This is a genomic window from Undibacterium sp. Tian12W, assembly GCF_049339405.1.
Classification (GTDB): Bacteria; Pseudomonadota; Gammaproteobacteria; order Burkholderiales; family Burkholderiaceae_D; genus Undibacterium.
Map to the genome: position 1 here is coordinate 41273 of NZ_JBMPPK010000016.1, position 19686 is coordinate 60958.

Sequence of the window (19686 nt, forward strand, 5' to 3'; positions counted from 1 at the left end):
AGACGGCCCTACATACTAACAGCAAGCGGCATTTGCTGCAGAGAGCCAGTATTTTTACCTGTGGCTAAATGGATTTCAGGAACGCTTATTTAACCACCAGGTCAGGCGACATGATGGCTTTCAGATAGGTTTGCATAATCTCGTTTTCGCGCTGCTTTTGCGTGATCCACCAGACATTGCCTTTGCGTACGCTGTACTCTTGCAAAGGGTGACCCAACAATTCAGCGGCGACCTGCCCCAGATAAGGTTGGTGGCCGATGATGAGTACAGGTTCACGGCTGTTTGGCCAATTGGCTGCGGTCAGTACATCGCTAACCGTGGCTGCCGGCCCCAATTCGGGAACGATTTTATATTTCCTGCCGCAGGCGATCAGGGCCTCGGCCGTATCTCTGGTGCGTATGGTGGGGCTGGCCAGTATCCTGCAGGTTTCAGGCAAAGTACTGTCCAGCCAGTAAGCAATTTTGCTTGCCTGCTTGTTGCCCTTGCCTGTCAGTTTTCTGAATTCATCAGTCAGTTCAGCTGTCGCTGGTTCTGCTTCTGCATGACGCCAGAGGATGAGTTCCATTATTGATTATCCGTATCAGCCAGGGTGCCCAGAGTTTGCATCAGATGTTGCTGGGCACAGAAACGCACTTGCTTGGCTCTGGATTTCTTGCGGTCGTAATGTCCGTCTGAATCCAGTGTCCAGGCATTCACATTGTCTTTCAGATAGGGTTCCAGGCCTTCAGAAATAACGCGTTTTTTCAATGATTTTTCCAGTACAGGGAAGGCCACTTCTATACGACGGAACAGATTGCGGTTCATCCAGTCGGCACTGGCAAGATACACATCATGCGCCAGATCATTACGGAAGTAATAGATACGGCTATGTTCGAGGAAGCGGCCTATGATGGAGCGCACCTTGATATTTTCAGACAAGCCAGGTACGCCCGGGCGCAAGGCGCAGGCGCCGCGTATGATCAGGTCAATTTTTACGCCATCTGCCGACGCAGCATATAGTGCACGGATGACAGATTCATCCAGCAATGCATTCATCTTGGCGATGATGCGGGCAGGGCGGCCTTCACGGGCTATGCGTGCTTCATTGCGGATGGCTTTGATGATTTGCGGTTGCAGGGCAAATGGTGCCAGCCACAGATAATCAAGTTTTTTAGGTTTGGTCAAACCAGTCAGGTGGATAAACACTTCATTGACTTCTGCTGCCATCTCAGGGTGGGCTGTCAGCAAGCCAAAGTCTGTATAAAAACGCGTAGTCGATGGATGGTAATTGCCAGTACCCAGATGGGCATAATGGCGCAAATTGCCGCCTTCTTCGCGGCGTATCACCAGCGCCAGTTTGGCATGGGTCTTCAGGCCAACCACGCCGTACACAACCTGGGCACCGGCGCGCTGCAATTTGTCGGCCCAGTTGATATTCGCTTCTTCATCAAAGCGTGCCATCAATTCAACGATGACGGTAACTTCCTTGCCCAGTCTTGCAGCCGTGATCAGGGATTCCATCAAATCCGAATTCATACCGGTGCGATAGATAGTCTGCTTGATCGCAACTACGCTGGGGTCTTGTGACGCCGAGCGTATGAAGTCAATGACGGTCTGGAAAGGCTGGAAAGGGTGATGCAAGAGTATGTCTTGCTTGCGCAGCAAAGTGAAAATATCAGCATGCGCATACTTGCCTATGGCCTTCGCCGAGAACGGCGGGAAGCGCAGATTAGGTTGCTTGACATGATCGACCAGTTCACCGAGCCTGACCATGTTGACCGGGCCATCCACCGGATACAGACGGTCGCTGTCGAGATTGAATTGTTCGAGCAGGAAGCGTGACAAGTCCTCGGGGCAGTTCTTTGCCACTTCCAGGCGTACTGCGGCACCGAACTGGCGGGTTTGCAATTCACCCTGTAATGCCTGTCGCAGATTCTTGACTTCTTCTTCATCCACCCACAGGTCGCTGTCACGGGTGACGCGGAACTGTGAATAATTGATCACCTCGCGGCCATTGAACAAGTCTTCTATGTGAGAGTGTATGACTGAAGACAGCAGGCAAAACGCCATGCCATCGTTCGATAATTCATCCGGCAGGCGGATGATGCGTGGCAAAACGCGCGGTGCCTTGACGATCGCAATCCCTGTGCCGCGGCCAAAAGCATCCTTGCCCGCCAGCGAGACAATGAAATTCAAACTCTTGTTGACTACCTGGGGGAAGGGATGGGCAGGGTCCAGGCCGATTGGTGTCAGCAGGGGGCGGACTTCACGCTCAAAATAGGATTTCACCCAGGCACGCTGGGCTTCATTGCGCTCGGAATGGCGCAGCAAATGTATGCCTTTTTTGGAGAGCTGGGGCAAAATCTCCTGATTCAGTAATTCGTATTGCCTTTTTGCTAGCTGATGGCACTCATCGCTGACGCGCTTGAGCATGGCCTGAAAGGTAGGATGTTGTACCAGTTCACCATCGATTGTGTTTTGCGCCAGCAGGCTGGCAACCCTGACTTCAAAGAACTCATCGAGATTGCTGCCGACGATGCATAAATATTTCAAACGTTCGAGCAAGGGGATGCTGCGGTCCTCAGCCTGAGCCAGCACACGCCAGTTGAAGGCAATTTGTGACATCTCCCGGTCCAGGAAAATCACCGAACGTGACAATTCTGGTACCGCCACCGGCTTGACTTGCTTGGCAAGTGCCTTGATTTCAGTGTCAGGAACTTGTTTCATGTCTTCCGGCGCAGTTGCTGAAGAGGGTGTTTCCTGATTTGGCATAGTTTTTTGCATGTCATAAAGGACGTCATATATATACGTAAGCATTCTAGACGTCTTAAATGACAAGTTTATGACAAAAAAGTGATAACAAGTGCAATTATTTCACAGGCTTTGCTTCACGTCATAATCTTGTCATATTTGGCTTGTACAGTGCGCCTCGTAGTACTGAATACTGTTATTTAACTCTGAGGTGAACATGCAAATCAAACGTGTTGTCAAAACTCTCATCGCTGCAATTGGCGTCGCTGTCACATTTGGCGCTGCTCATGCTGCCGACATTACAGGCGCTGGCGCGACTTTCCCATATCCAATTTATGCAAAATGGGCAGAAGCTTATAAAAAAGCCAGTGGCAACGGTCTGAACTATCAATCCATCGGTTCCGGTGGTGGTATCAAACAAATCAAGGCAAAAACTGTCGATTTCGGTGCATCCGACATGCCTTTGAAGGCAGAAGAGCTGGAAACTGAAGGCCTGGTGCAATTCCCGGCCATCATCGGCGGTGTAGTTCCTGTAGTTAATCTGGACGGTATCGCTCCAGGCAAAATGAAGATGACAGGTGAAGTACTGGCCGCCATCTACATGGGCAAAATCACTAAATGGAATGCACCAGAAATCGCAGCCATCAATGCCGGTTTGAAATTGCCTGCTGAAGATATCACTGTCGTACACCGCTCTGACGGCTCTGGTACTACTTTCCTGTGGACAGATTACCTGACCAAAGTCAGCCCTGAGTTCAAAACTGCTGTTGGTTCTTCCACAGCCGTTAAATGGCCAGTCGGTGTAGGTGGCAAAGGTAACGAAGGCGTCGCGTCCAGTGTCAAGCAAATCAGAAATTCCATCGGCTATGTTGAATACGCTTATGTGAAGAAAAACAAGATGACTTACACCTTGTTGAAAAATGCTGATGGTCAGTTCGCTGAACCAGATGATGAAAACTTCAAATCCGCTGCTGCTGGCGCTGACTGGAGCAAAGCTCCAGGCATGTACCTGGTATTGACTAACCAGCCTGGCAAAATCACCTGGCCTATCACTGGTGCTTCTTTCATCCTGTTGCACAAAGCGCAGGCTGATGCTGAAAAAGGCAAAGAAGTATTGAAATTCTTTGACTGGGCATTCAAAAACGGTGGCGCAATGGCTGCTGAACTGGAATATGTTTCCTTGCCAGCACCGGTTGTCAAACTGATCGAAGACAACTGGAAAGCAAAAGTCAAAGATGCTTCCGGTAAAGCGCTCTGGTAATAAAAAGTTTGACCCTGTTCAGACATTGAACTAAACAAATCGAGGCAATCCGGAACTGTCCGGATTGCCTTCCGGTGGAAAAGACACCCATGACTACCCAAATGTCCTCCGTCAACATGACTGCACCAACTGCAATCCCACCCGCTAATAACGCACTACCGCAGGCCGGTCAGATCGACCTTGCGAAAATGGCTGCAGTAATGCGCCGCCAGCGTTGGCAAGATTTCTTTTTTCATAAACTGACCTTTACTTTCGCCGCCCTTGTGATGGTGGTGCTGGTCGGTATTATTATTTCTCTGTTCCTGCGCTCGATTCCGGCGATGAAGGAATTTGGCCTGTCATTCATCTGGACCATAGAATGGGACCCGGTCAATGACAAGTTTGGCGGCATGATCGCCATCGTCGGCACACTGGTGACATCGGTCATCGCCCTGTTGATTGCCTTTCCTGTCAGTTTTGGTATTGCCCTGTTCCTGACCGAGATTTGTCCTAACTGGCTCAAGCGTCCACTGGGTACGGCAATTGAATTGCTGGCTGGTGTACCAAGTATTATTTATGGCATGTGGGGTTTGTTTGTATTTGCGCCCTTGTTTTCGCAATATGTGCAACCGGCCCTGGCTGCAACGCTGGGTAAATTGCCGGTGATAGGTATTTTGTTCTCCGGCCCCATGATAGGCATGGGCATGCTGTCAGCCGGTATCGTCCTGGCAATCATGATTATCCCTTTCATTTCTTCAGTCATGCGTGACGTGTTTGAAGTGGTGCCGCCGGTACTCAAGGAATCCGCTTATGGCCTGGGTTGCACCAAGTGGGAAGTAGTCCGTAAGATTGTGCTGCCATACACAAAGATAGGTGTAGTGGGTGGTGTCATGCTGGGTCTGGGTCGTGCACTTGGCGAAACCATGGCAATTACCTTCATGATCGGTAATTCGCATCACCTGTCCTGGTCGTTGTTTGCCGCCGGTAATAGTATCGCTTCCACTTTGGCAAATGAATTTGCAGAGGCAGAAACAGTCTTGCACACATCTTCCTTGTTCTTGCTTGGCCTGATTCTGTTTGTCATCACGTTCATTGTTTTGTCGGCTGCCAAACTGATGTTGCTGGGCTTGTCCAGAAAAGAAGGAGCCAAATAATGGAAAACTTAACAATGCAATCTGCCAGCAACCCGGTGTATCGCCGCCGTTTGCTGATGCATAAACTGGGCATAGGTTTGTCGTCATTTGCGATGGCACTGGGTATATTTTTCCTGATGTGGATATTGTTTACCCTCATGACAAAAGGACTGAGTGCCGTCAATGTAGCCATGTTCACAGAGTCAACGCCTGCCCCAGGCAGTGATGGCGGCGGTTTGATGAATGCGATCTTTGGTAGCTTTGTGATGGTCGTCAGTGCCGCCCTGATCTCAACACCTATCGGTATTCTGGCTGGTATTTATCTGGCAGAGTATGGTGATAAAAGCTGGTTTGGCTTCGTCACACGTTTTGTGACCGACATCATGCTCTCTGCACCGTCCATCGTGATAGGCTTGTTCGTGTATGCAATCTATGTTGCGCACGTCAAGCATTTCTCTGGCTGGGCTGGCAGTATCGCCATTTCACTGATTGCCATTCCAGTGGTTGTCCGTACTACCGATAATATGCTGGGTCTGGTGCCGACGAGTTTGCGTGAAGCTGCATTTGCGCTGGGCGCACCTCGCTGGAAAGTGGCTTTGCTGATACGTTTGCGCGCCGTCAAAGCAGGCGTCGTAACAGGTATTTTGCTGGCAGTGGCACGTATCTCCGGTGAGACTGCACCTTTGCTGTACACCGCCCTGAGCAATCAGTTCTTCAATGCCGACATGAACAAGCCTATGGCCAACTTGCCGATGGTGATTTATCAGTTTGCGATGAGTCCCTACGACAACTGGCGTGAGCTGGCCTGGGGTGGTGCATTGTTGATCACCTTCAGCGTCCTCGGTTTGAATATTTTGTCGCGTACTTTGTTTAACCAAAAAACACAGCATTAATACTGGCCTCGATATGACTACTACTCAAGACAACCAACAGAAAAAAGCAATCGAAATCGGCGGGCTGAATTTCTTTTATGGTGCGACACGCAGCCTGCGCGATATCAATCTGAATATCTACGACAAAAAAGTCACTGCCTTCATCGGTCCATCAGGTTGCGGCAAATCGACTTTGTTGCGTACCCTGAACCGCATGTATGACCTGTATCCTGGCCAGCGTGCTGAAGGCAATATCATCTATAACGGCAAAAATATCCTGGATGCGGATCAGGACATTAACTTGCTGCGCGCCCGCGTCGGCATGGTGTTCCAGAAACCTACACCTTTCCCTATGTCGGTATATGACAACATCGCTTTCGGTGTGCGTCTGTATGAAAACCTGTCCAAGGGCGAGATGGATGAGCGCGTTGAATGGGCCTTGAAAAAAGCCGCGATCTGGACCGAGGTTAAAGACAAACTCAACAAGAGTGGTCTGAGTTTGTCAGGTGGCCAGCAACAACGTCTGTGCATCGCGCGTGGCGTATCCGTGAAACCGGAAGTCTTGTTGCTGGACGAGCCAACCTCAGCGCTGGATCCTATCTCTACAGTCAAGATCGAAGAACTGATCAATGAACTGAAAGAGGAATATACCATCGCCATCGTCACCCATAATATGCAGCAGGCAGCCCGTTGTTCTGATTACACTGCCTATATGTATCTTGGTGAACTGGTCGAGTTCGGTGAGACTGATCATATCTTCATGAACCCAGTGAAGAAAGAAACTCAAGACTATATTACTGGCCGTTTCGGCTAACAGACGTACCATGCTTGCGCAGATTTATCCGTGGGAGCACGGATAGATTATATTGCGCGAGCTGGCGTTTATATTTTGCAATTGCGAATTCAGGAGAAACCTGTGACAGGCGAACACTCTTCAAAACAATACGATATGGATCTGGAGACTATACGCTCCAAGGTCTTGCTGATGGGCGGCTTGGTGGAAAGCCATTTTCATGATGCGATGTCCTGCTTCCGTACCGGTAATGCGGTACAGGCAGAAGCCGTGATTCAGTCTGACCTCGAAGTTAATCGCCTCGAAGTGGCACTAGACGATATGTGCAGTCACCTCATCGTCAAACGCCAGCCAGCAGCAAATGACTTGCGCACTGTCATGGCAACCGGCAAGGTCATTACTGATCTTGAACGCATCGGTGATGAATCAACTAAAATTGCCCGTATCTCCAGAGATGCAGCAACTGGCAAACGTGGCGTACCGATGTTCAGCGGCTATGAAACCGTGCGTGTACTGGCCAGCAGTGTGGCAGACATGTTGCATCAGTCTCTCGATGCCTTTGCCCGTCTTGACGGTGGCAAGGCTGTACAATTGATTGCTCAGGATGCACTGATTGACAATGATTTCCGTTCCATCATGCGTAACCTGATTACTTTCATGATGGAAGATCCAAGTACGATATCATCGTCCCTGGATGCATTGTGGGTAGCCAAGGCGATAGAACGTATCGGCGATCATGCAAAAAATATTGCTGAACATACGATTTATATCGTTGAAGGCAAGGATATCCGTCATTCAGATTATGTGGCTAGCAAGCAGGAACAACAGAACTAATTATTGATAATGGCTACAGACACAACAATACTCATCGTAGAAGATGAACCGGCAATCGTAGAACTGGTCAGTTTTTCCCTGCGCGCTGCAGGCTGGAACACTTTTGCTGTCAACACGACAGCAGAAGCCTGGGAATATTTGCAGCGCCGTACACCTCAATTGATTTTGCTGGACTGGATGTTGCCTGATCAGAGCGGTTTGCGTCTGTTGTCCAAGATACGCTCAGACCGTCAGTTCAATGAAATCCCCGTCATCATGCTGACCGCAAAGAGCATGGAAGAAGACAAGATTGCTGGTCTTGACCATGGTGCTGACGATTATGTCACCAAGCCTTTTTCGCCACGTGAACTGACTGCCAGAATCAAGGCCCTGCTGCGTCGCAAGAGCCCTGAGCATGCCCAGACCGCCCTGACGGCAGGCTCTGTAGTACTTGACCCTGTCAGCTGCACGGTCAAGATAGAAGACAATAAGGTCGATATTGGCCATGCTGAATACAAGCTGCTGAAATTCTTCATGGCGCATCCGGAACGCGTATTTTCACGCAGCCAGTTGCTTGACAAAGTCTGGGGCGACCATGTCGTCATCGAAGAGCGGACGGTAGATGTCCATGTTCTGCGTCTGCGCAAAGTCTTGAAGAATGCAGAATCTCTGATCAAGACCGTGCGTAGCGTTGGCTACATGCTGTCTGAAAAATAAACTGGCACCAGCCATGCTATTTACGGCATCGCACACTGCATAAGCTATATGCAGTGTGGCAGCGCCATTCCTGTTTGGGAATAGCTTGCAAACATTGCTCACTGATATCAGTAAAACCTATATCATTACATTTGTGTATTACATTTCAAGCAATTACTGAGAACCCGCAGGACCCACTATGTCTCCACGCCTTATTTTCTGGATTTCTGCATTTGTACGCATCGTCCTGGTTCTCATGGGAGCCGCATCTGCTATGTATATATGGGGCCCGGTAACAGGTTTGGTGTTAGGCCTGATCGGTATGGTGACCCTGTTTTGCGTACAGCTATTTTATTTGCAGCGCCTGGCAGATTGGCTGGATAATCCGAATAGTTCACGTTTGCCCGATGGCTGGGGTGCCTGGACTGATATATTTTCTCGCTTGTACAAGCTGCGTCGTGATGATGAAAAAAACCAGGCTGAGCTGGCAGAATGGCTGGCGCGCTTTCGCCAGGCCATGACCTTGCTGCCAGATGGTGTGGTCATCATGGATGACGTGCTGTTTCTGGAATGGTGCAACCCGGCAGCAGAAAGCCATCTGGGCCTGAGCCATGCGCAGGACAAGGGCATGCGGGTGACCAACCTGGTGCGCAGCCCTGAGTTCATGGATTACATTATCCTCGGGCGCTACGAGACACCGTTGACACTGTCATTCCGCGACCGCAAGTTGATCGCCCACATCATTCCGTTTGAAAACCGCCGCCAGATTCTGGTGACGCATGATGTGACTGAATCAGAACGCATAGACATGATGCGGCGTGACTTCATCGCCAATGCCTCGCATGAATTGCGTACTCCATTAACGGTCATCAATGGCTTCCTGGAGATCGCTTCCATGCAGGACGACCTAGATAACCACACCCGCAATATGCATCTGAAACTGATGACAGAGCAGGGTGAGCGCATGCAGCGTCTGGTAGAAGACATGCTGACCCTGACCAGGCTAGAGTCTGTTGATTACCCGCCACGACCAGAGCGTATCAGCATGCTTGGTTTGCTGGAGCAGATATTGCAAGAGGCGCATGCCCTGTCTGCCGGCAAACATAAAATCACGCTGGAATGTACTGGCCCCGACATTCGCGGCAGTAATGATGAAATTCGCAGTGCGTTGACCAATCTGGTCACGAATGCGATCCGCTATACGCCAGAGAACGGTCACATCAAAATCAGCTGGATAGATACTGCAAATGGCCCTAAATTTGCGGTGCTGGACGATGGTATAGGAATTAGTGCAGAACATATCTCGCGTCTGACCGAACGTTTTTACCGAGTCGATAAAAGTCGTTCGCGCGAGACCCAGGGCACGGGTTTGGGGCTGGCGATCGTCAAGCATGTGCTGCTCAGGCACAAGGCGAATTTGTTGATTGAATCTACGCCGGATGTGGGTAGTAAATTCTGCGTGCAGTTTCCGTGTTCGGCAGTCAGCGTATAAAAGCTATCTTTCAAGATAAAAAAAGCCGCATCAGCGGCTTTTTTATTTCTTGTTTTCGTGAAAGATGCGAAGTAACTCTGAGACTGGAATATCATTAATCTTCATGCCGGTAACATCACTGCTTTCTATAGTGATGTTTTTAAATGAACAGTTTGCGAAGCGGCATGCTTCCAGATCAACGCTAAAAAATTTGCTGGCCCGTAAATTTATTTCATTAAAATTTGAGTCAGCCAAATCCATACGATGAAAATCCCTGCCTTGCAAAAGTTTGCTGTCTTCCATTAGATGTCTCTTCACATTAAATTTGGTGATTACCCACTGCCGGCGTAGTGGGCAAATAAGAATATCGCCAGTCCGATTAGTTAGCTGAACGCGGCAGGGGCTGGGTTCTTTCCTTCAGCCATTCCAGTGCTGCACCGCTGACGCGTGGCGACAGGCGTTGCAAGACTGTAGCATGGTAATCATTGAGCCATTTGATTTCGTCTTCACGCAATAAGTCTACAGTGATGCAGCGTGTATCTATGGGACAGAGCGTCAGTGTTTCAAATTCCAGGTACTCGCCAAATTCAGTTTGTAGGGCAGGCACATTCAGCAACAGATTTTCTATACGCACACCCCATTTGCCTGGACGATAGATCCCAGGCTCATTCGAGGTGATCATGCCAGGTTCCATCGCCATATGTGCCTCTGCGATCGCAGGGGAAATGCTTTGCGGACCTTCATGCACATTCAGGAAATAGCCTACGCCGTGACCAGTGCCATGACCATAGTTAACGCCGTCAGCCCAGATAGGCGCGCGGGCTACAGTGTCAAGCATGGGTGACAGGGTTCCGCGTGGGTAGCGCATTTGCGAGAGATTGATCATGCCTTTCAAGACCAGGGTAAAGTCACGTTTTTGCGCTTCTGATACCTGGCCTACAGGAACAACGCGGGTGATGTCCGTCGTACCATTCAGGTATTGTCCACCGGAGTCGATGAGCAGCAGGCCATCACCTTCAATGACGGAGTGTGATTCCTTGGTCGCACGATAATGCGGCATGGCACCGTTGGCATTGAAGCCGGCGATGGTATTAAAACTCGGTGAGACAAAATGAGGCTGGCGTGCACGTGCGGCGCAGATTTCTTCATCAATGGTCAGCTCAGTGATGCGCTGCTTGCCGAATGCACCTTCCAGCCAGGTGAAGAATTCACACAGTGCTGCGCCATCCTGCTCCATGGCTTCGCGCACGAATTGAGCTTCTTCTGCAGTCTTGCGGGATTTGGCAAAGACAGAAGGGTTGATGGCTTCGATGACTTTCACTCCGCCTGGAATACTTTGGCGGAAACCATAAGTGATTCTGCGCGGGTCTATCAAGATGCTGCTATCTGTTGGCAGAGTCGCCAGTGCAGTGGCTGCTTCGCTATAGTCTGCCAGGCTGACGCCATCTTTGGCCAGTACCACAGCCAATTCTGTCGGAACTTTGCCTGCTGAAACAAACAATTTCGCCTCAGTCTGGCTGATCAGCGCATGACCAACAAAGACAGGGTTATAGCTGACATCAGCGCCACGCAAATTGAAAATCCAGGCCAGGTCATCGACAGTAGAAATAAAATGCCAGTCAGCGTTTTGGCTACGCATCTGTTCGCGTAACATCGCCAGCTTATCGGCGCGGGCGACTACCGCATACGGAGCTGCATGTTCATAGATCGCAGCCTGTGGCAGGCTGGGGCGCTCGTCCCACACTTTATCCAAAAGATCATGGCGGGTATCGAATCTGATGTCCTTGCTTTGTAAGGCATGTTCCAGCGCCCTGGCAGTTGCCAGACCCAATACTGCGCCATCTACACCCACCGTTTGTCCGGGCTGCAAATTGCTGGCCAGCCAGTCTATGTAAAGTGTGGCTGCAGCAGATGCGATTTTCATCATCTTGATGCCAGTTGGTGCCAGTTCTGTTTCTGCCGAACTCCAGTAGCGGCTATCTACCCACAGACCTGCAAAATCCGCTGTAACAATTAGCGTGCCTACCGAGCCGGTAAAGCCCGAGAAATAGCTGCGCCCTTGCCAGCGGTCAGGCAGATATTCAGACAGATGCGGATCGGAGGACGGCACGATATAGGCATCCAGACCTTGCACCTGCATGGCAGCGCGTAATTGCACCAGGCGGGCAGGGATAGGAGAGGTGATGGCAGAAGGGCTAACAGGGCTGTTCATGGATGGATTTCCAAAGCAGGATAGACAGGATTGAGGCTAAGTTTAATACGAAGATGACGTAAATACAGGTCGAGTTTGACGGTATGGCTTAAGTTATTTCGTAAGTTATTACTTAAGTCATTGCTTAAACATCATCACTCGTCTGGATTAACAAAGCTTGAGAATAGTATACCTAAAATATATTAGATAAGAGCAGATATGCCGATTTCTTTAATTTCTTAAGAATCGCCGCATGACATGGGGCGCAGGCTCATTAGGATTGGCGTGGGAATATTCAAGCTCAGGCGCGAGTTCAAATTCAAAGGCGGCATACAAGTCCAGCAGACGGGGCTGGTCACTGCGTACACCGAGGCGTAATTCTTCTATGCCGGATGTCTGCGCTGCATGAATGACGGCTTCCAGTAAATGCTGGGACAGGGCCTCACCCCGAAAAGCGGGCAAGACCCCCATGCGCAGCATTTCCCAGCAATTATTTTCTGTATCCAGCGGCAGCCAGCGCACCGAACCTACCGGTTCATCATCCAGCAACAGGACAAAACCACCACCCTGCATCAAATCATTGCAGACACGCTCACTGCTTTCATGGTGGCCGCTGGAGGTAGCGGCCACCTTGTCAGTCCAGCAAGTGCGCGTCAGATGCGCGATGAGTTGCGCATCTTCGATAGCCGCTTCACGGACAACAATATTCATACGCTGGTAATGTATCTACGCACAAAAGATATTAACGTACACGCATGCCAGGTTGGGCACCAGGCCAGGCTTCCAGTATGTACAAACCTGGGTTAGCCTTTTCATCAGCAGCAGATGCTGCCAATATCATGCCTTCTGACATGCCAAACTTCATCTTGCGTGGTGCCAGGTTAGCCACCATGACAGTGAATTTGCCTATCAACTGCTCTGGCTGGTAAGCAGACTTGATGCCTGAGAACACATTGCGGGTGCGGCCTTCGCCCACATCCAGCGTCAGGCGCAAGAGTTTGTCTGAACCCTCTACATGTTCGCAATTAACGATCTTTGCGATGCGCAGATCGACTTTGGCAAAGTCGTCGATCTTGATTTCTTCGGCCAGTGGTTCGATATCACTGGATGCAGTTTCAGTAGCAGCCGCTACACCCTGATCTGGCTTTTCAAATAATTCATCAAAAATTTTCACATCGATTCTTTGCATCAGATGTGCGTAAGGATTGATTTTATGCAGATGTGGTAATGGTGTCGCTACATCTGCCCATTGCAGTGGGTCGATATTCAATTGCGTTTCTACCTGTGTTGCCAGTTGCGGCAAGACTGGTTTCAGGAAGATAGTCAAAATACGGAAAGCTTCCAGCAAGCGGCTACAGACTTCCTGCAATTTTGCATCGTTCTCGGCCTTTTTTGCCAGTTCCCAGGGCTTGTTGGAATCGACATAGGCATTCACCAGGTCAGCCTGTTCCATCGCTGCACGCAAGGCTTTGCCGTATTCACGTGCTTCAAACAAGGCCTGAATTTCTGGCGCAACATTGCGCAAATTATTGAGGAAAGCGTCATCTGCTGTTGCCCAGTCAGTCGCCACCACGCCGTCGAAGCGCTTGGTGATGAAGCCGGCAGCACGACTGGCGATATTGATGTATTTGCCAATCAGGTCAGAATTGACACGTAATGCGAAATCTTCTGGATTCATGTCCAGATCTTCAACCTTGGCATTCAGTTTGGCGGCGAAGTAATAACGTAGCCATTCTGGATTCATGCCCAGCTCAAGATAGCGCAGTGGTGAAATGCCAGTACCGCGCGACTTGGACATTTTTTCGCCAGATATATTCACAAAGCCATGCGCATAAACATTATCCGGTGTTTTATAGCCAGAAAACTTCAGCATCGCTGGCCAGAACAGGGTATGGAAATAAGTGATGTCCTTGCCGATGAAATGGATTTGTTCAGTCGTCGGATCAGCCATGAATGCATCGTAATCACGGCCGATTTTACCGAAGTAATTTTTCAGCGAAGCGAGGTAACCCACAGGCGCATCCAGCCAGACATAAAAATACTTGCCCGGTTGATCAGGAATCTCGATACCAAAATAAGGCGCATCGCGGCTGATGTCCCAGTCACCAAGACCGCCTTCGCCTTCCAGCCATTCTTTGCATTTATTCGCTACTTCAGATTGCAGGCGGTTGTCTTTCAAAGCCCAGCCACGCAAGAATTCTACGCACTTTTCATCCGACAGTTTGAAGAAGAAATGCTCAGACGATTTCATGATCGGTGTCGCACCGGTCAGGACAGAGTAAGGATTCTTCAATTCTGTCGGTGCATACACGGCGCTGCAGACTTCGCAGGAATCGCCATACTGGTCCTTGGCACCGCATTTAGGACATTCGCCCTTGATGTAACGGTCAGGCAAGAACATGTTTTTGACCGGGTCAAAGAACTGTTCTATGGTTTTGCTGGTGATAAAACCGGCAGATTTCAGTTTGCGATAGATGTCCTGAGACAACTGATGATTTTCTTCGCCATCGGTTGAATGCCAGTTATCAAATTTGATATGAAAGCCGTCGAGGTATTGTTTGCGTCCGGCAGCGATCTTCGCCACAAATTCTTGTGGAGTGATATTGGCTTTTTCAGCCGCAATCATGATAGGTGCACCGTGTGCATCATCCGCGCCGACGAAATGTACCTCGTGACCAGACATTCGCTGATGCCTTACCCAGATGTCAGCCTGGATATATTCCATGATATGACCAAGGTGGAAGGGCGCATTAGCGTACGGCAGGGCAGTGGTAACAAACAGCTTACGGGTCATGGTTGATGCACTTTTTATGAACGGACAAGAGCATTATTCTAACAGCGAATGCATAAATTGCAGCCGCTATGCCCTGATCCTGGGGGATAGTAAGGGAGTTTTTGTGTTATTTTGCCAATGAATGCGGCTCAAACTACCCAGGCACCGTTCCTGTAGACAACTTCATCATCAAGCTTTACCGCTTCGGTAACAGCGAAGACATCGACATGATGGCGGCCTTCACCGCGCTTGATATGCGGCTTGGCATAGCTGCCATGCTTGGCACCTAGGGATAAATGGACACCGCACATGCGCTCATAAGTGCCTATGTCACGTACCGTCTTATCTTTGGAAAAGGCCTTGTTCATTCCAAAACCCAGTTCGCGCACCCAGACTACGCTGTCGTCAGCACGAATATTGGTCAGTACCTGATCAAATTCAGGCGTGGAATTGATGGTATCAACGACCTGACCTTTTTCCACGATCAGGGTAATCGGCTGTTCCGGGCGGTTGACGGTAAATGTCGTGTCGCCAAAGGCAAAGATGCGGATTTGGCCATACACATCTTCCAGCGCCACTGATTCGGTGAACACTTCACCGATAGGGAATTGACCGCCGACATTATTCATCTGGCGATAGTCGCCGACATTGAGCTTGGCCGGTTCAAAGCGACCATTGAAGACCAGTTCAGCGCCGCCACTATCGACGACACCACCGCTGGCGCTATCGATTTTTTGTTTGAGCGCATTGCCGGTACCGCGATAGTAGTTGGCATCATAGGCCAGTGACTCTATGTAATACAGGTTTTCATCACCTTCCATGCGTGCGAGGTGGGGATGTTCTATGACCTTCAAACCACGTTTGAATAACTCCACCCGCAGCCTGTATGCTTCGAGGCGAAAATTGGTGGATTGTATCAATACCGCCAGATCAGACGCCTGCAAGGCATTCAAGGTCGATAAAATCAGTTCTGGTGTTTCTGCATCAAAATCGATAAAGCGTGCATTGGGCAGGCAGGCGCGATAGGCGCTGGTCAGCGCCACTGCCAGTGGGCAGCGCTGGTCATACACGACTACAGCCTGATGTTGATCAGTATGTTCAAAGGCCAGTTGCAGGATGTCGCGCAAATGCTGTGCTGCTATTGCAACGGTTGCCGCAGGCAATATCTCCATAGGTTTTTCTGGATTTGTAGCTGGATTAACGATGGGGATGGTCATGATTTTGCCTGCGCCTGTCACATCAATAGATGCAGGCAGTTTATTTACGGTGAGAGCTTTAGCTGAGGCCACTATTTTAACTTCTAACAGCAAAGCATGGATTTGATTTAGTGCAGTTTTCAAGGCATCATGCTTAACTTTATGGAAACTAAGTGTGTGTAAATACACAAAATCCATAAATTCGAGTTACTCAATAAATGATCAGCAAATGTCTCAAAGGCATATTGCACATCAAAAATATAAATTCACAGGGAATGAAAATGATCGCCAAGCAGTTTTTAAAGTGGGTATCAGCCTTTTTTTTCGCAGTCTTTAGCCATTTTGCTTATGCGCAAAATGCCGCGACTGAAGCTGAAATGAAAGCGGCTTTTGATGAAGCGAAGAAAGTCATGCAGGCTGGACCTGCAGAAATTAAATTGATTGATCAGGCTGTCTTAAAAGTGCCAGCTGGGCAGTTCTTTGTGCCTATGCCCGCTGCAGGGCGCATCATGCGTGCAATGGGCAATTCTTCCATCGAGACCCTGCAGGGAGTGATTTTCCCGGAGCAGGGTGACTGGATGATCGTTGCTGAATACCAAAAATCTGGCTATATCAAGGATGATGATGCCAAAGACTGGAATGCCGACGATTTGCTGAAAAGCTTAAAGGAAGGTACGGAAGCGGGAAATAAAGAACGTGTACAGCGCGGTATCCCTGAAATGCAACTGGTGGGCTGGGCAGAAAAGCCGAATTACGAAGCCACAACCCACAGGCTGGTGTGGTCAGCAATTACCAAGGACAAACAAGGCAGCAGCGACAGGCAGGGCGTGAATTACAATACCTATGCGCTGGGCCGTGAAGGCTACATCAGCCTGAACCTGGTGACGGCATTGAACGATTTGCCACAACAAAAATCCATCGCTAAAGATTTATTGGGGCATCTGGAATTTACAGACGGCAAGCGTTACAACGATTTTAATATCAGTACCGATAAAGTCGCTGAGTATGGCCTGGCAGCTTTGGTTGCCGGTGTCGCTGCCAAAAAACTGGGTTTGTTTGCTCTTATCTTCGCTTTCTTTGCCAAGTTCGCCAAACTGGCGCTGGTTGCCGTGGTAGGCTTGGGCGCATTGATAGGCAAATTGTTTGGCCGTAATAAAGCGTAAAGTTATAAAAGCTTGAAGCTATGAAGCTTAAAGTCCAGGCAAAAATAAATAGGATGTAATAAAAATGATGAAGCTGCTGTTCCTGCTGTTTTCCGGCGTCAAATTTAGCAAGTTGCTGGCGTCGGGCGGCACCATGATTATTTCTGTCGCTGTCTATGCCTGGATATTTGGCTGGTGGTATGCCGTGGGGTTTGTCTTGCTCATGTTTGTGCATGAAATGGGCCATTACATCGCTGCCCGCCAGCGCGGTTTGAATGTAGGTCTGCCTACCTTCATTCCTTTTCTGGGGGCCTGGATAGAATTGAAAGATATGCCGCACGATGCCGAGACCGAGGCTTACATTGGCCTGGGCGGGCCATTGGCTGGCACTGTTGGTTCTATTCTGTGTTACTTCCTTGCCCGTAATTACGATAGCGATTTATTGATGGCGGTAGCGTATTCAGGCTTTTTTTTGAATCTGTTCAATATGATACCGCTGTCGCCTTTTGATGGCGGACGCATTACGGCGGTGCTGACACCGCGCATCTGGTTTGTCGGTGTGCCCGTCTTGCTGGCTTTGTTTTATTATCGCCCCAGCCCCATGCTGATCATCATTGGTTTACTGGCCTGGCCACAATTGTGGCGCGCCTGGAAATATGATCCTCAGGCGGAAGAGAACAAGGCTTACTACAATATGTCTGGTGAGGTACGTTTCACCTATGCGGCTTATTACCTGATCTTGCTAGGTTTTCTGGCGGTCATGACGAATGATGTGCACGAGCTGGTGCAGGCGGCACGTCAGGTCAAAGGGATTTAGTTTATTGTTCCGTAAGTTTTGCTGGTCAAAGGCGGGTCTGAGTAATGATTCCGCCTGCCTCTGCCTCTTCCCATCTTCCCATCTTTCCATCCTCCTGGACTTGCTCATGCTTGCTGGCAAGCATGCATGAATTTACTCTTCCATCGACGCTTCCCTTTAGCTGAATGATGGTGCTTGTTGCGCTACCATTTTTCGTCTAAATCTCAGATGAAAAAGCAATTTACTGAAAATTCTTCCATGCTTGTAAAAATAATCATGTACGTGATTGATGTGAAAATCAACTACTGACTGAGTCATTTTCATAGGAGGAATGCGTACAAAATCCCATTTTCCATTCCATCCTGTTGATGGTGCCTGGTCTTGACCTCTTGCTTTGATAGCGCTACCATTTTCATCAATACGCCAAGCTTAAGTTGTCATTTTTCTGATGAAAAGAACCATGTCCAATCCATCAAGTACGCCAGTACTCGTCAATTTACAAGTCATCCCGGTTGCCGGTCATGACAGCATGTTGCTTAATCTCAGTGGTGCACACGGTCCATTTTTTACCCGCAATATCGTAATACTCAGCGATAGTCTGGGTAATACCGGTGTTGGTGAGGTGCCAGGTGGCGAAGCCATACGGCAGACCATACTTGATGCCCGTGATTTGCTGATGGGTAGGGGTATAGGCGATTATCAAGGCATATTGAACCGGGTGCGGGATGCTTTTGCACACCGGGATAGTGGCGGGCGCGGCAAGCAGACTTTTGATTTGCGCATTGCCGTGCATGCTGTCACAGCACTGGAATCTGCCTTGCTGGATTTGCTGGGCAAGTTCCTGGAAGTGCCAGTCGCTGCGCTGCTGGGGGAAGGGCAACAGCGTGCTGCTGTGAAAATGCTGGGCTATCTGTTTTTTGTCGGTGACCGCAGACTCACTGAACTTCCCTACATCAGCAACCGCGATGCCGACGATGACTGGCTGCGCTTGCGCCATGAAGCAGCCATGACACCCCAAGCGATTGTGAAGCTTGCCGACGCTGCCTATAAACGCTATGGCTTTAACGATTTTAAACTCAAGGGCGGCGTCTTGCGCGGTGAAGATGAAATGGAAGCCGTTACTGCGCTGGCCGAACGATTTCCACAAGCACGCATCACGATTGACCCCAATGGTGGCTGGTTACTCAAAGATGCCATACGCCTGTGCCGCGACAAGGCAGATGTACTGGCCTATGCAGAAGACCCTTGCGGTGAAGAAGGAAGTTTCTCTGGACGCGAAGTCATGGCTGAATTCAAACGGGCTACGGGTTTGCCAACTGCCACTAATATGATCGCCACTGACTGGCGCGAACTCGATCATGCAGTACGCCTGCAGGCGGTGGATATTCCCTTGGCTGACCCACATTTCTGGACTATGCGCGGGGCGGTCAGGGTCGCGCAGTTATGCCAGCAATGGGGGCTGACCTGGGGTTCGCATTCCAATAATCATTTCGATATTTCGCTCGCGATGTTTACGCATGTGGCCGCTGCAGCACCTGGTGACATCACGCCGATTGATACTCACTGGATATGGCAGGATGGCCAGCGCCTGGGCAAGCAGCCTTTGCAAATTATTGATGGCATGGTGCAGGTGCCGCAAACGCCAGGCTTGGGTGTAGAGCTGGACATGGCCGAAGTGGAGCGTGCGCATCGCCTGTACCGCAGCATGGGCCTGGGCGCGCGTGACGATGCAGTTGCCATGCAATATCTGATACACGGCTGGAAGTTTGACCGTAAAAAACCTTGCATGTTGCGTTAATGCGCATCGCCGTTTCTTATTCTGCACCGGCAATTTGTACTG

At 49.7% G+C, this 19686-nt stretch carries 17 protein-coding genes; 10 read left to right on the forward strand and 7 right to left on the reverse strand.

Translation table 11 applies throughout. The annotated features are described in order from the left end of the window. Positions 1–85: 85 nt before the first annotated feature. Both sixA and ppk1 read right to left on the reverse strand, forming a co-directional pair. The gene (gene sixA, locus ACO0LI_RS20065) at positions 86–565 is read right to left on the reverse strand and encodes a phosphohistidine phosphatase SixA (protein ID WP_423034809.1); all 480 of its coding nucleotides are present in this window, start codon (positions 563–565) and stop codon (positions 86–88) included. Further along, positions 565–2706, reverse strand: coding sequence for a polyphosphate kinase 1 (gene ppk1 / locus ACO0LI_RS20070; protein ID WP_423034947.1), 2142 nt, complete (start codon positions 2704–2706; stop codon positions 565–567). The genes sixA and ppk1 overlap by 1 nt, the downstream gene beginning before the upstream one ends. Before the next feature lie 241 nt (positions 2707–2947). Between ppk1 and pstS the strand changes: the two genes are divergently transcribed. From pstS to phoR, 7 genes are all read left to right on the forward strand, one after another. After that, positions 2948–3991, forward strand: coding sequence for a phosphate ABC transporter substrate-binding protein PstS (gene pstS / locus ACO0LI_RS20075; RefSeq protein WP_422950472.1), 1044 nt, complete (start codon positions 2948–2950; stop codon positions 3989–3991). Between the two features lie 188 nt (positions 3992–4179). Next, positions 4180–5124: a phosphate ABC transporter permease subunit PstC gene (gene pstC / locus ACO0LI_RS20080; RefSeq protein WP_422950647.1), complete on the forward strand. Its 945-nt coding sequence runs from the start codon at positions 4180–4182 to the stop codon at positions 5122–5124. Next, a complete protein-coding gene (pstA, locus tag ACO0LI_RS20085; protein WP_423034811.1) occupies positions 5124–5996 on the forward strand; it encodes a phosphate ABC transporter permease PstA in 873 nt (290 codons plus the stop codon). The genes pstC and pstA overlap by 1 nt, the downstream gene beginning before the upstream one ends. A 13-nt stretch (positions 5997–6009) precedes the next feature. After that, on the forward strand, positions 6010–6789 hold the full coding sequence (gene pstB / locus ACO0LI_RS20090; protein WP_422950470.1) for a phosphate ABC transporter ATP-binding protein PstB: 780 nt from the start codon (positions 6010–6012) through the stop codon (positions 6787–6789). Positions 6790–6891: 102 nt separating this feature from the next. Then, complete coding sequence (gene phoU, locus ACO0LI_RS20095; protein ID WP_423034813.1) at positions 6892–7602, forward strand: phosphate signaling complex protein PhoU; 711 nt, start codon at positions 6892–6894, stop codon at positions 7600–7602. Positions 7603–7611: 9 nt separating this feature from the next. Further along, positions 7612–8298, forward strand: a complete 687-nt coding sequence (gene phoB / locus ACO0LI_RS20100) for a phosphate regulon transcriptional regulator PhoB (protein WP_162041889.1) — start codon at positions 7612–7614, stop codon at positions 8296–8298. Between the two features lie 178 nt (positions 8299–8476). Next, entirely contained in the window at positions 8477–9769 is a 1293-nt protein-coding gene (gene phoR, locus ACO0LI_RS20105; RefSeq protein WP_423034815.1) for a phosphate regulon sensor histidine kinase PhoR, read from the forward strand. A 42-nt stretch (positions 9770–9811) separates the two neighbouring features. Here the strand turns inward: phoR and ACO0LI_RS20110 are convergent, their stop codons facing one another. The 5 genes from ACO0LI_RS20110 to ACO0LI_RS20130 all read right to left on the reverse strand — a co-directional run bounded on the left by ACO0LI_RS20110 (position 9812) and on the right by ACO0LI_RS20130 (position 15929). After that, positions 9812–10051: a hypothetical protein gene (locus tag ACO0LI_RS20110; RefSeq protein WP_423034817.1), complete on the reverse strand. Its 240-nt coding sequence runs from the start codon at positions 10049–10051 to the stop codon at positions 9812–9814. Positions 10052–10127: 76 nt separating this feature from the next. Beyond that, positions 10128–11960 carry an aminopeptidase P family protein gene (locus tag ACO0LI_RS20115; protein WP_423034819.1) on the reverse strand — a complete coding sequence of 611 codons (1833 nt, stop codon included), beginning with the start codon at positions 11958–11960 and terminating at the stop codon, positions 10128–10130. Between the two features lie 210 nt (positions 11961–12170). Next, a complete protein-coding gene (locus tag ACO0LI_RS20120) occupies positions 12171–12650 on the reverse strand; it encodes a GNAT family N-acetyltransferase (RefSeq protein ID WP_162041885.1) in 480 nt (159 codons plus the stop codon). A 31-nt stretch (positions 12651–12681) separates the two neighbouring features. Continuing rightward, positions 12682–14733, reverse strand: a complete 2052-nt coding sequence (metG, locus tag ACO0LI_RS20125) for a methionine--tRNA ligase (protein WP_423034822.1) — start codon at positions 14731–14733, stop codon at positions 12682–12684. A gap of 128 nt (positions 14734–14861) precedes the next feature. Then, positions 14862–15929 (reverse strand): hypothetical protein, encoded by a 1068-nt coding sequence (locus tag ACO0LI_RS20130; RefSeq protein WP_423034824.1) that lies wholly within the window; start codon positions 15927–15929, stop codon positions 14862–14864. A 260-nt stretch (positions 15930–16189) separates the two neighbouring features. Between ACO0LI_RS20130 and ACO0LI_RS20135 the strand changes: the two genes are divergently transcribed. From ACO0LI_RS20135 to gudD, 3 genes are all read left to right on the forward strand, one after another. Further along, entirely contained in the window at positions 16190–17071 is an 882-nt protein-coding gene (locus ACO0LI_RS20135; RefSeq protein WP_423034826.1) for a DUF2167 domain-containing protein, read from the forward strand. Between the two features lie 64 nt (positions 17072–17135). Next, positions 17136–17867: a site-2 protease family protein gene (locus ACO0LI_RS20140; RefSeq protein ID WP_423034828.1), complete on the forward strand. Its 732-nt coding sequence runs from the start codon at positions 17136–17138 to the stop codon at positions 17865–17867. Between the two features lie 439 nt (positions 17868–18306). Next, the gene (gudD, locus tag ACO0LI_RS20145) at positions 18307–19644 is read left to right on the forward strand and encodes a glucarate dehydratase (protein WP_423034830.1); all 1338 of its coding nucleotides are present in this window, start codon (positions 18307–18309) and stop codon (positions 19642–19644) included. Positions 19645–19686 lie beyond the last annotated feature (42 nt).

Bases quoted from the DNA above. Each gene is read 5' to 3' on its own strand.
- ACO0LI_RS20110 (WP_423034817.1), bottom strand. From the start codon at position 10,051: ATGGAAGACAGCAAACTTTTGCAAGGCAGGGATTTTCATCGTATGGAT.
- pstB (WP_422950470.1), top strand. From the start codon at position 6,010: ATGACTACTACTCAAGACAACCAACAGAAAAAAGCAATCGAAATCGGC.
- ACO0LI_RS20120 (WP_162041885.1), bottom strand. From the start codon at position 12,650: ATGAATATTGTTGTCCGTGAAGCGGCTATCGAAGATGCGCAACTCATC.
- phoR (WP_423034815.1), top strand. From the start codon at position 8,477: ATGTCTCCACGCCTTATTTTCTGGATTTCTGCATTTGTACGCATCGTC.
- sixA (WP_423034809.1), bottom strand. From the start codon at position 565: ATGGAACTCATCCTCTGGCGTCATGCAGAAGCAGAACCAGCGACAGCT.
- pstA (WP_423034811.1), top strand. From the start codon at position 5,124: ATGGAAAACTTAACAATGCAATCTGCCAGCAACCCGGTGTATCGCCGC.
- ACO0LI_RS20135 (WP_423034826.1), top strand. From the start codon at position 16,190: ATGATCGCCAAGCAGTTTTTAAAGTGGGTATCAGCCTTTTTTTTCGCA.
- pstC (WP_422950647.1), top strand. From the start codon at position 4,180: ATGGCTGCAGTAATGCGCCGCCAGCGTTGGCAAGATTTCTTTTTTCAT.
- phoB (WP_162041889.1), top strand. From the start codon at position 7,612: ATGGCTACAGACACAACAATACTCATCGTAGAAGATGAACCGGCAATC.
- gudD (WP_423034830.1), top strand. From the start codon at position 18,307: ATGTCCAATCCATCAAGTACGCCAGTACTCGTCAATTTACAAGTCATC.
- metG (WP_423034822.1), bottom strand. From the start codon at position 14,733: ATGACCCGTAAGCTGTTTGTTACCACTGCCCTGCCGTACGCTAATGCG.
- ACO0LI_RS20140 (WP_423034828.1), top strand. From the start codon at position 17,136: ATGATGAAGCTGCTGTTCCTGCTGTTTTCCGGCGTCAAATTTAGCAAG.
- pstS (WP_422950472.1), top strand. From the start codon at position 2,948: ATGCAAATCAAACGTGTTGTCAAAACTCTCATCGCTGCAATTGGCGTC.
- ACO0LI_RS20115 (WP_423034819.1), bottom strand. From the start codon at position 11,960: ATGAACAGCCCTGTTAGCCCTTCTGCCATCACCTCTCCTATCCCTGCC.
- ppk1 (WP_423034947.1), bottom strand. From the start codon at position 2,706: ATGAAACAAGTTCCTGACACTGAAATCAAGGCACTTGCCAAGCAAGTC.
- ACO0LI_RS20130 (WP_423034824.1), bottom strand. From the start codon at position 15,929: ATGACCATCCCCATCGTTAATCCAGCTACAAATCCAGAAAAACCTATG.